The sequence below is a fragment of the Comamonas halotolerans genome, from assembly GCF_030162935.1.
Lineage (GTDB): Bacteria > Pseudomonadota > Gammaproteobacteria > Burkholderiales > Burkholderiaceae_C > Comamonas > Comamonas halotolerans.
Genome location: NZ_JASAUZ010000005.1, coordinates 37,170 through 49,123, shown reverse-complemented (window position 1 = coordinate 49,123; position 11,954 = coordinate 37,170). Strand labels below are relative to the sequence as shown.

At 59.4% G+C, this 11,954-nt stretch carries 10 protein-coding genes; all 10 read left to right on the top strand.

Translation table 11 applies throughout. The features are described from left to right. Positions 1–14 precede the first annotated feature (14 nt). The 10 genes from QEP11_RS05240 (at position 15) to QEP11_RS05195 (ending at position 11,894) form a co-directional block, all read left to right on the top strand. Complete coding sequence (locus QEP11_RS05240) at positions 15–1,160, top strand: flagellar basal body P-ring protein FlgI (protein WP_284335584.1); 1,146 nt, start codon at positions 15–17, stop codon at positions 1,158–1,160. Continuing rightward, entirely contained in the window at positions 1,157–2,113 is a 957-nt protein-coding gene (gene flgJ / locus QEP11_RS05235) for a flagellar assembly peptidoglycan hydrolase FlgJ (protein WP_284335583.1), read from the top strand. Before QEP11_RS05240 ends, flgJ begins: the two co-directional genes overlap by 4 nt. A gap of 20 nt (positions 2,114–2,133) precedes the next feature. Further along, positions 2,134–4,074, top strand: coding sequence for a flagellar hook-associated protein FlgK (gene flgK / locus QEP11_RS05230; protein ID WP_284335582.1), 1,941 nt, complete (start codon positions 2,134–2,136; stop codon positions 4,072–4,074). A gap of 16 nt (positions 4,075–4,090) precedes the next feature. Beyond that, positions 4,091–5,263, top strand: coding sequence for a flagellar hook-associated protein FlgL (gene flgL / locus QEP11_RS05225; RefSeq protein WP_284335581.1), 1,173 nt, complete (start codon positions 4,091–4,093; stop codon positions 5,261–5,263). A gap of 34 nt (positions 5,264–5,297) precedes the next feature. Then, entirely contained in the window at positions 5,298–6,524 is a 1,227-nt protein-coding gene (locus QEP11_RS05220) for an HDOD domain-containing protein (protein ID WP_284335580.1), read from the top strand. Positions 6,525–6,683: 159 nt separating this feature from the next. After that, complete coding sequence (locus QEP11_RS05215; RefSeq protein WP_284335579.1) at positions 6,684–7,283, top strand: LysE family translocator; 600 nt, start codon at positions 6,684–6,686, stop codon at positions 7,281–7,283. Between the two features lie 224 nt (positions 7,284–7,507). Further along, the gene (locus QEP11_RS05210; protein ID WP_284335578.1) at positions 7,508–8,692 is read left to right on the top strand and encodes an aminotransferase-like domain-containing protein; all 1,185 of its coding nucleotides are present in this window, start codon (positions 7,508–7,510) and stop codon (positions 8,690–8,692) included. 103 nt (positions 8,693–8,795) lie between these two features. Further along, positions 8,796–9,737 carry a PhzF family phenazine biosynthesis protein gene (locus tag QEP11_RS05205; RefSeq protein WP_284335577.1) on the top strand — a complete coding sequence of 314 codons (942 nt, stop codon included), beginning with the start codon at positions 8,796–8,798 and terminating at the stop codon, positions 9,735–9,737. After that, positions 9,734–10,609, top strand: a complete 876-nt coding sequence (locus QEP11_RS05200; RefSeq protein WP_284335576.1) for a PhzF family phenazine biosynthesis protein — start codon at positions 9,734–9,736, stop codon at positions 10,607–10,609. The genes QEP11_RS05205 and QEP11_RS05200 overlap by 4 nt, the downstream gene beginning before the upstream one ends. A gap of 73 nt (positions 10,610–10,682) precedes the next feature. Beyond that, complete coding sequence (locus QEP11_RS05195; protein ID WP_413788680.1) at positions 10,683–11,894, top strand: imelysin family protein; 1,212 nt, start codon at positions 10,683–10,685, stop codon at positions 11,892–11,894. Positions 11,895–11,954 lie beyond the last annotated feature (60 nt).

Below are 11,954 nucleotides of genomic sequence, written 5' to 3'. Positions count from 1 at the left end.
CAGAATTGGGCAGTATGAAAGTACTGTCCACGCTCTCCACATTCCGCGCCGCACGCCTGGCTCTGGCACTGCTGGCTCTTGGCAGCGGCATGCTGGCATCGCCGGCCCACGCCTTGCGCATCAAGGAAGTGGCCTCGGTTCAGGGCGTTCGGTCCAACCAGTTAACCGGCTACGGCTTGGTGGTCGGCCTTGATGGCACCGGCGACCAGACCACCCAGATGCCCTACACCACCCAAACGCTGGCGAACTATCTGCAGCAAATGGGCATCACGCTGCCTGCCACCGCCAACACCAACAATCTGCAGCTCAAGAACGTGGCAGCCGTCATCGTCACGGCCGATCTGCCTGCGTTTGCCCAGCCCGGCCAGCACATTGACATCAATGTCTCATCCATGGGCAATGCCAAATCGCTCAAGGGCGGCACACTGATCACCACCCCTTTGCGCGGCGCCGACGGCGAAATTTACGCTCTGGCACAAGGCAATCTGGTCATTGGCGGTGCGGGTGCCTCACAGGGCGGCTCCAAGGTGCAAATCAACCACCTCAGCGCAGGTCGCATTCCCCTGGGCGCGCAGGTGGAGCGTGCGGTTCCCACGCCGATCCATGACGGTGACACCATCAAGCTGGGCCTGAACACCACCGACTTCCTCACCGCCAACCAGGTGGTCAACGCCATCAACAACCGCCACGGCATGGGCACGGCCATGGCGCTGGATGGACGCACGGTTGAGGTACAAGCCCCGCAGCACCCCGGTGCACGCGTGAGCTTTATTGCCGACATTCAAGAGCTGAACCTGCCCACCAACAAGCCTTCTGCCAAGGTCGTGATCAATGCCCGCACCGGCTCCATCGTGATGAACCAGTCCGTCACCTTGGGGCCTTGTGCCATCGCCCATGGCAATCTGGCTATCACTATCGACTCCACCCCTGTCATCAGCCAGCCTGGTGCGTTCTCCCAAGGCCAGACCGTGGTGGCAGAGAAAACCAATATCAACGTCACGCAGGATGCCGGAAAGATTGTGCGCGTGCCAGCGTCGCCACAGCTGGCCGATGTGGTGCGCTCGCTCAATGCCTTGGGAGCCACACCGCAAGACCTGCTGGCGATTTTGCAAGCCATCAAAGCAGCTGGCGCGTTGAATGCCGAACTGGAGGTGATATGAGCACGATCCACACAGGCAATGCGCTGGCCACCGATATCCATGCGCTCAACAGTCTGAAAAATCAGGCCAACGCCAAAAATCCGCAAGCGGCACGCGAGGCAGCCAAACAGCTGGAATCGCTATTCATGCACGAGATGATCAAGAGCATGCGCCAGGCCACAATGAAAAGTGGCTTGCTGGACAACGAAAGCTCTAAGTTGGCAGACTCCATGATGGACCAGCAGCTGTCGGTATCCATGGCGGGCATGCCCGGCGGGCTGACGGATGCGATCACCGCGCAGATTGCACGCTCCATGGGCATCGACCCTGCCGAAGCCGGAGTGAACCCTGCCGCAGCATTGGGTGGCATGGAGCGCAATTTCAGCATCCCTTCCACCGTCAGCTTCGCAGGGCGCAGTGCCCGCTATCCGGGCTTGTCTGGAACCGCACCTCTGGGCGGAAGCACCGCATTCCTGGACGCTTACGCACCATCACCCAAAGGACGCGACAATTTCGTCCAGGCCCACCAGAGTGCTGCACAACGTGTGGCACGTGAAAGTGGCATTCCCGCCAGCTATATGCTGGGTCAGGCCGGTCATGAAACCGGCTGGGGCAGAAGCGAGATTCGGGGCGACAACGGCAGCAACTCCTTCAACCTGTTTGGCATCAAGGCCACGGGCAACTGGAGTGGCAAGGTCGCAGAAATTACCACCACCGAATACATCGATGGCATTCCACGCAAGGTCAAGGCCAAATTCCGCGCCTATGACTCTTACGAAGATTCCTTCCGTGACTACGCCCGTCTGATCACGGGAAACCCGCGCTACGCCAAAGCCATGCAAAGCACCGGCAGCGCCACGGCCTATGCCACAGCCCTGCAGAACGCAGGCTATGCCACCGATCCTCTTTATGCCAGCAAGCTGTCCCGCGCCATCCAGAGCGCGCAAAACGCACAGCAGGGCAACCAAGGTTAAAGCTTTAGAAAGACACGCCAATGAGCTTACTGAATGTCGGCATCTCTGCACTGACTTCCAACCAGCAGGCACTGACCACGACGGGGCACAATATTGCCAACGTCAACTCCAAGGGTTACTCACGCCAGACCGTCATCACGAATGCGCTGGTGGGACAGAACCTGGGCTCTGGCTATATCGGCCACGGGGTACAGGTGGCTACCGTCCTGCGCAACTACAACGCCTTGCTGGGCAAACAGTCCAACGCTGCCAATGCTGCCAGCGCAGCCGATGCCATCCGTTACCAGTCCTTGATGCAGATGCAGGACATCTACTCCGGCGGCGATGCCAGCCTGGGCGCAGCCATCAACGACATGCTCAACGCATTTGCTGACATTGAAAGCGCACCCAGTGATGCCAGTGCGCGCAATGTCTCCTTGACTCGCATGAACGAGCTGGCCTCGCGCTTTCGTGCGGCCAATGCCACGCTGGAAGAGCTGGACTACAGCACCAAACAACGGATCAGCAACGACATTACCGTGGTCAACAGCCTGGCAGGACAGGTTGCAAGCCTGAATGCGCAAATCACACGTGCCCTCTCAGCAGGCCATGCGCCCAATGATTTGCTGGACGCGCGCGATGAACTGGTTCGCGAAATCAACCAATATGTGCAAACCAGCCAGGTGGACGCCGATGATGGCGGCATCAACCTTTTCATCGCTGGTAGCCAGCCTCTGGTGCTGGGCCAGAGCGTCGCCTCGCTGAGCGTGGCGGAGACCTCGGAATACCCGGGCAGCCAGAAACTGTCGCTGTATTTCAGCTACAGCAATGGTGATAAGGTCGAGCTAACCGCCAACATGCTGGGTGGCGGTGAAGTGGCTGGCTTGCTCAAGTTCAACAACGAAGACCTGGTGGAAGGACGCAACCTGCTGGGCCGTATGGCCGTGGTCATCAGCGACCTCATGAACAAGCAGAACCAGCTGGGCCTGACGCTTTCAGGCGAGTATGGAAAGCCATTGTTCAACACCGTACTCAATGGGCAGGGCTATAGCACTCTGACGGACAGCGCCTCCGTGGCCTTGAAGGACTCCGCTTCGCTGCGTGCCTCCGACTACCAGATTGTGTATGGTCCCAACGACACGGCCACACTGACACGCCTGAGCGATGGCACCAAAGTCGACATCAGCAATGCATCAGCAGGGTTTGATCTGGAGTTCGATGGTCTCACCTTCAATGTCCCGGCCACCAATGCACAACCTGGGCAAAGCATCTTGTTCCAGCCCTTTTCCAAGGCCGCAGAGCAAATGCAGCCCCTGGTGCACAACCCCGACGATTTGGCCGTCGCCAATGCAGTCACCGCCAGCATCAACACCCAGGCTTACAGCACACTGCAGCTCAATAGTTTGACGACCACGGACACCAGCAAGCTGCCCGCCCTGCAGCAGCCACTGCAAATCGTGTTTACCGATGACCAGGGCAGCTATCAGCTCACCGTGGGCAACACCGTCTACAACGGTACGTTCACTTCCGGCAGCAGCATCCCTGAAGCGGGCTCTGCCGCTGCACAGGCTCTGGGCTGGAATATCACCCTGACCGGCACTCCCAAGGCTGGAGACACCGTCACCGTGGGCAACGCCAAGGATCTGGGTGCCGAAGGTATCGCCTTGAATGCGGGCAATGCTGCCGCTTTTCTGGGTTTGCGCGATGCTGCCGTTTTTGACTCTGGCACCCTGCTCAGCGATGGTTTTTCCGCAGCCATGGCCGTGGTGGGAACACGCACCCAGAGTGCCAAGCTGGCCGCCCAACTGTCGGAAACTGTCGCCAACAACTTGAACCTGGACCGCACCTCGGTATCTGGCGTCAACCTGGATGAAGAGGCCGCACGCCTGCTGCAATATCAGCAGGCCTACCAGGCATCGGCCAAGGTGATACAGACAGCGCAATCCTTGTTTGACAGCGTGCTCAACGCCGTCGGTCGCTAACGCCTAGGAGACTTTCATGAGTATTTCCCGCCTCGGCACTGCCAATACCTATGACCGCACCATCAGCAACATCAGCAAGCAACAAGCCGAGCTGAGCAGCCAGATGGAACATGCATCTGCTGGCAAGCGCGTGCTGCGTGCCAGTGACGATCCTGTGGCTGCCGCACAGGCAGAACGGGCTCGCACACGTATAGCGCGCGTGGAGACCGACCAGCGCACCTTGAATGCGCAGGTCAGCACCATGGAATATGCAGAAGCCACGCTGGGCGACATCAACGACCGTTTGCAAGACTTCCGCGAGCTGTTGGTGCAGGCAGGCAATGGCAGTTACGACGAAGTGCAGCTTGGTGCACTGGCTCAAGAGCTACAAGGCTTGCGCGATCAGATTCTCGGGTATGCCAACCGCCAGGACAGCAATGGACTGCCACTGTTCCGCGGCCTGGACAGCCAAAGCAGCCGCCCTTACACAGACGCTGCCTCCTCCGTGCAACCCGGGCAGGCCAACAGCGGTGAGTACACCATCAGCAACTCGCTGGATGGCAACTATGCTTTCTTCTTGGGGAAGACCGGCAACGGCGTGCTGGCCATGGAGGCACATTCGCCCAACAACAGCTTTTCCACCGATGCAGGCACCATCGTCGACCCCGCCACCGCAGTGGCGCTGACCGACCCATTGACCGTGAATTTCCGGGACAACGGCGGCACCAAGGAATACAGCATTGACGGTGGCACCAGCTGGGCCACCTTCAGTACACCGCTGACAGTGGCGGGTATGGAGATCAACTTCACCGGCACACCCGAAGCCGGCGACAGCCTGACCATCATGCCCAGCGAAGAGCAGTCCATCTTTGCGGCCATGGACAAGGTCATTGCGGCCTTGAACGTCCCTGGCAGCAACGGCAGCAGTGTCTCCCAGGATGTGTTGCGCGCCATCTCCGAGATCGACATTGGCATCAGCCGCGTCTCTACCGTGCGCAGCGCCGCTGGCACGTTGCTGGTGGACGCCCAGCGCAAGGAAAGCACCTTGCTGCACCGCTCGGAGATGATGGAGAACCAACGCTCCCAGGCAGAGGACATTGACATGGTGAAGGCCTTGTCTGACCTGGAGTCCCAGCAGACTGCGGTGTCGGCAGCCCTGCAGACCTATGCCTCCATCCAGAAACTATCGCTGTTCAACTACATCGGCTAAGCTGCCTATCCCTCTGACACCTTAGGTTGGCACCGTGGAATTTGTTCTCAACGCTTTGGTCATGGGCTATCGCCCGCTGTGGAATGCCGAACGCAATCTGGGCGGCGTGCAGCTGTTTTTGCACGACCACCCCAACACCCCGGTAGACACCGCCCACCTGCTGCGCATCCTGAGCGAGATGTGGGCCCCTTCTTCGCCCTTGCTGCTGTTGTCGCCGCAATCGCTCCCGCTGCTGCAATCGCTGCTCACACATATCAAAGCCAGCCCGATCTGGGCGCTGGAGGTGCGTGCGCAGTGGCTGGCCGACAACCCTGAGCTGCAAACCCAGGTGGCTGCAGCAGCGCAACGCGGCGTGCGTCTGGTATGGCGCGGCAGCATGAACCAGCTCCCCAGCAAGCAGGACGCCCGGCACTACGCATGCAGCCTGCTGCACCTGGAGCCGCAGGATGCCATGACCCTCATGCGCGTCGCTGCCGATCAGCCTGTGCCGCAGCGGCTGGCCCTGCTGGAAGGTCAGATGTATGAGGAAATCCACAGCCAGATATTGGCCCACCGCTGTCTGGAGCAATACCACGCAAGCGCCATTGCAGGCTGGCCGAATGAAGACATACTGCACCGTGTCCGCGGAGCACGGGTTTTGCACCCTTCACACGCGCATGTGCTGCGCTTGATGCAGGCTGTCGATGCCGATCAATCGCTGGAAACTTTTGAAGAAATCCTCAGCGAAGACCCTTTACTGGCCTACCGCTTCATGCTGTACGCCAATTCGGCCGCGCTTGGTGCCCGCAATCCCATCGACTCGCTGCGTCGCGCGCTGCTCATGCTCGGTTACGGCACGCTCAAGGAATGGCTCATCACCCAGCTGGCGCATGCCAGCCACGAAAAAGATCTGCACCCGATCCGTCTGGGTACGGTCATGCGTGCCCAACTCACGGCACACTTGCTGGATGCGGGTGTCAGCCAGGAGCTGCGTAGCGAGGTTTATCTGTGCGGGCTGTTTGCCCGCCTCGACGATGTGCTTGATGAACCGCTGCAGACAACGCTCTCCCGTCTGCCACTGTCCGAACGCATCCCCGACGCCGCCGTGCGCGGCGAGGGCCCGTATGCACCCAGCCTGCAACTGGCATTTGCACTGGAAAAGGAAAACGGTGCAGCCACCGTCCGCGAGGTGTGCATCGAACACGATATTTCACTGGAGCACGTCAACCGCACTTTGCTTCGCCTGGCTTGCGGCTGGAGCAATCAGCGCCCATCCTGGTGATCACACTCCCCGCCTGCTTGTGCGCCTGTGCACATTGAACCGAAGCCGCCAGCGCCGTAAGCTTCGGTTTTTCATTTTTTGCTCACACTCTTGATACAAACCTGCTGGCCTTGACGGCACAAGGCCTCTACAGTGTCGGGTGCTGCTTCTTTGTCCACCATGCCACTCCAAGAATTCACTGCCCTGCTCATTTTGGCAACAGCCATGAGCTTTTCACCCGGCCCCAACACCACCTTGTCCACTGCAATGGCAGCCAACCACGGACTGCGGCACAGCTTGCGCTTTATCGTGGCCGTTCCTGTAGGCTGGACTTTGCTGCTCATTTTTTGCGCATTCGGCGTCGGCGCACTGATCACCGGGGTTCCTGCCCTGCGCTGGGGGATCAAGGTCGTGGGTATCGGCTATTTGCTGTGGCTGGCCTACAAGCTCTCGGGTAGCGGGAAACTGGCACAGGCACATCCATCGCAGCTGCAAGTGGGCTTCGGGCAAGGGGTTTTGCTGCAATTCGTCAACATCAAGGCATGGCTTTTGGCGTTGACCATCGTCGCGGGTTGGGTGGCAGGCCAGTCGGACGCCGGTCGTCGCATACTGGTAGTTCTTCCGGTGATGGCCTTTTATGCTTTCAGCAGCAACCTGCTGTACGCCTGTATCGGAGCCGCTTTGCGCCAATGGCTGGCACAAGGCCGACGCCTGCTGTGGTTCAACCGAAGCATGGCCTTGCTGCTCGTGGCCACTGCCATTTGGATGTTGCGTGCCTGACATCCGTATTTTTTTCTGCACACCTCCCGCAAGCCCGTGAACTTCGGCTCACAATAGCCGCACCAGTGTCTCCATCTATCCGGTGGGATGACACCAATTGCCAAGCTGCCCCCTGCATCCGTATTAGCCGGGACGCATTGCCATGCTGTACCACGGTATGCTCTTTGCAACAAGCTTTTGCCAGCACGCGCACAGTGCGCGCTGCTTATTGAGATTGAGTAGTTATGACGAATTGGACCCTTGCTGCACGTGCAGCCAAGATGAACTCCTCCGCGATTCGCGAAATCCTGAAACTGACCGACCGCCCCGGCATCATCAGCATGGCTGGTGGCCTGCCTTCGCCTGCCAGCTTCCCGCTGTCTGCCTTCACCCAGGCTTGCAACACCGTGATGGAACGTGACGGCGCAGCCGCACTGCAATACTCCACCACAGAGGGTTTCCCGGCTCTGCGCCAAGCCATTGCGGACTTTCTGCCTTGGGATGTCAATCCCGAGCAAATTCTGATCACCACCGGTAGCCAGCAGGCACTGGACCTGATCGGCAAGATTTTCCTGGACAAAGACAGCCGCATTCTGGTGGAAAAGCCCACCTACCTGGGCGCCTTGCAAGCCTTCACGCCCGTTGAGCCTGTAGCCGTGGGCGTGGACAGTGACGACGAAGGCATGCTGATTGATGACTTCGCCGCCAAGGTAGGCACAGGTGCCGACAAGGCTCGCGTCGCCTATGTGCTGCCCAACTTCCAGAACCCTACGGGCCGCACCATGAGCGAGGCACGCCGCCAGGCACTGGTGGAAAAGGCCAAGGAGCTGGACATTCCGCTGATTGAGGACAACCCTTACGGTGACCTGTGGTACGAAGGAGAGCCACCGCTGCCTTTGGCTGCACGCAACCCCGAGGGCGTGATCTACATGGGCTCGTTTTCCAAGGTGCTGGCACCCGGCCTGCGTGTGGGCTTCATCGTCGCGCCCAAGTCGGTCTACGGCAAGCTCACACAAGCCAAGCAAGCCGCCGACCTGCACAGCCCCAGCTTCAATCAGCGCGTGGTGGCTGAAGTGATGAAGGATGATTTCCTGCGCAGCCACATCCCTACCATTCGCGCCATGTACAAGGTCCAGCGCGATGTGATGCTGGTCGCCTTGCAGCGGGAAATGGAAGGTCTGGATGTCACCTGGACACGCCCCGTGGGTGGCATGTTCCTGTGGGTGCGTCTGCCCAAGGGCATGGATGCACAAGTCCTGCTGGCAGAGGCTGTCGAGCGCGGTATGGCTTTCGTGCCCGGCGCGCCGTTCTACGCCGATGATGCGGAAATCAATACGTTGCGCCTGTCGTATGTGACTGTCTCGCCCGAGCAGATCAACCAGGGTATTGCCGCATTGGCAGCCGCCATTCGCGCTCTGCAGACCAAGTAATCCAACCGCACGCAGGCTACGCCGCTGCAAGTGGCGTATCGTGTAGAGCGCATAGCTTGCATGAGCTATGCGCTTTTTCTTTGCCCTTTTTTTATCCTGCACCATGCCTACTTACGCCACCCCTGCATCCCGTCCCTTGATGACCGTCGATGTATTCACTGCCGTACCGTACAAAGGAAACCCTGTCGCGGTGGTGCTGGATGCCGAGGGGCTGGACGAAGCCACCATGCAGGCATTCGCGCGCTGGACCAATCTGTCGGAAACCACTTTTGTGCTTCCCCCCAGCGAGACTGCACGTGCGCAGGGTGCCGACTATCGCGTGCGCATCTTCACACCCGCGGCGGAAATGCCATTCGCAGGTCACCCTACCCTGGGCACCTGCCACGCATGGCTCGCGCATGGAGGTCAGCCTCAACGCCCGGAATACATCGTGCAAGAATGCGCCAAGGGCTTGGTCACCATTGAGCGCACAGCGCACGGCCTGTCATTTGCCAACCCAAGCACCAGCGCGCTGCCCTTGCCAGCCAATCTGCATGCCATTTATGCCGCCCTGGGTCTGCATACTGAACAGGTCATCGATGCTGCCTATCTGGACAACGGCCCCCACTGGATGTGCTTGCTGCTGGACAGCCCTGATACCGTGCTGTCGCTGGAACCCAACCTGGCGCAAATCAAGGCTCTGGGTCACAAAGTGGGCGTGGCCGCGCTCTATCAGGACGACGATGCCACCCCGCTGATTGGCAGAGCCTGTCGCGAAGCCGAAGCCTTCGCCACCGGACTTCGTGCCACACCCGCTAGCGCTGCTGCCAAACTGGAGATACGCGCCTTCAGTACCACCGGCGTGGAAGACCCGGTCACTGGCAGCCTCAATGGCTCGACAGCGCAATGGCTGATTGCGCAAGGCCATGTACAAGCGCCCTATATGGCCAACCAGGGTGCTTGTGTGGGGCGTGACGGCTGGGTCTCCATCACCCAGGATGCCAGCGGCCAGGTCTGGGTAGGCGGGCACACCGTTACCTGCGTACAAGGCGAGGTGACGCTATGAACACCGTTGCTGCGCGCCAACGGCCGATGATGACCGTTGATGTATTCACTGACGTCGCCTACAAAGGCAATCCAGTCGCTGTGGTGCTGGATGCGGAGGGGCTCGATGAAGCCAGCATGCAGGCCTTTGCACGCTGGACCAATCTGTCGGAAACCACCTTTGTGCTGCCCCCCAACGAGACGGCGCGTGCACAGGGCGCAGACTATCGACTGCGTATTTTTTCACCGGCAGGGGAAATGGATTTTGCCGGGCACCCGACTTTAGGCAGCTGCCACGCATGGCTGGCACATGGCGGGCAAGCTCAAAACGCGCAGCGCATTGTCCAAGAATGCGCGGCAGGCCTGGTGGCCATTCAGCGATCCAGCCAAGGGCTGGCGTTTGCAGCGCCCACGGTGCAGATGCTCGCTGTTCCCAACGGATTGACACGTATTTATGAAAGCCTGCAACTGGATGCGGCCCATGTACAGGCAATTGCCATGCTGGACGTTGGCACCCCTTGGCTATGCATACAGGTGGATACCGCAGACACCTTGCTTGCGCTGCAACCCACCATCAGTGCGCTACAAGCGCTGAGCGATCTGTTCGAGGAAGATGTGGGCATTGGTCTTTGCGCACTGCGTCACCACGAACAAGCCCAACTGGAAGTGCGTGCATTCACTTTGTCGGGTTATGAAGACCCTGTCACCGGCAGCCTCAACGCCTGTCTGGCCGATTGGCTCTGCACACGCAATGAAATTCAGGCGCCTTATCTGGCGCTGCAAGGCCGCAGTGTTGGCAGAAATGGCCGGATACACATTGCTCGGGATGCGCAGCAACAGCTATGGATAGGCGGCCAGTGCGTACTTTGTATTCAAGGGACAGTGCTTTTGTAGCGAGCCTGACGATGATGTTGCTTAAAAGCAAATAAAAACAATTATCAATCACATAAAATCTTTGCTTTGATTGATGCTCCATCCACGACCTATGTACCGCTACCTGATTGCCAGCACGCTCGCCCTGGGGGCGCTCACCACCACGTCCGCCTTTGCCGCCCAGCCCGCAGCTAACGCTGCCAGCGCAAGCGTAGGCCAACTCAAGGCCCAGGACGTCGTGCAACACTACAGCACCTTGGTGTATGCCAATTACAGTGACACCATTACAGCGGCCAAGCAGTTGCAAAAAGCGGTGCATGCCTTCTTGGCCAAGCCCAGTCAAGCTACACAAGATGCAGCGCGCAAGGCCTGGCTGGATGCACGCGAGTTCTACGGCCAAACCGAGGCCTTCCGTTTCTACGACGGTCCGATTGACAGCGAGGACGGCCCCGAAGGCCAGCTCAACGCCTGGCCCATGGATGAGTCCTATGTGGACTACGTGGTGGGTGATGACAATGCCGGCATCATCAACAACCGTAAAGAAGCCATCACCAAACAGCGTCTGGCTGATTTGAACGAGCACGACGGTGAGGAAAACATCTCGACAGGCTGGCATGCCATCGAGTTCATGCTCTGGGGCCAGGACTTGAGTGACACCGGCCCCGGCGCACGCCCATTCACCGATTTCATCGATGGCAAGAAACCCAACGCTGACCGCCGCCGTCAGTACCTGAAGGTGGTGACCGAGCTGTTGATTGATGACCTGGAATCGGTTGCCAAGGCATGGAAGCCCGGTGTGAAGAACAATTTCCGCGCTGAGTTTGAAGTCGGTGGCGAAGAGTCCTTGCGCAAGATTTTTGTGGGCCTGGGCTCCTTGTCGCGCGGCGAGCTGGCGGGCGAGCGCCTGGAAGTGGCCATGGCCAGCCGCGACCAGGAAGATGAGCATTCCTGCTTCTCCGACAACACCCACCGTGATGCCGCAACCAATGCACAAGGCATTCAAAACGTCTGGCTGGGCAGCTACAAGCGCCTGGATGGCTCGCAGCTCAAAGGCCCTGGCCTGCGTGACTGGGTGGCAGCCCATGACCCAGCAATTGCCGAAAAAACCTCCATGCAAATCGCCAAGTCTGTGGCATCTGCCAATGCCATTCCTGCACCGTTTGACCAGGCCATCCAAGGGGCGCGTGACAGTGCTGCACGCGCCAGTATTCAAACCACCATTGATGCGCTGACTCAGCAAAGCAAGGACTTGGTAGAGGCAGCCAAAGCCGTAGGCTTTGAGCAACTGAATCTGGTGGAGCCCTGATCGCACGCAACTTCGGCTGCCTGCCCCTGACACCGCTGCTGCTCTTTTGGGCACATCAGG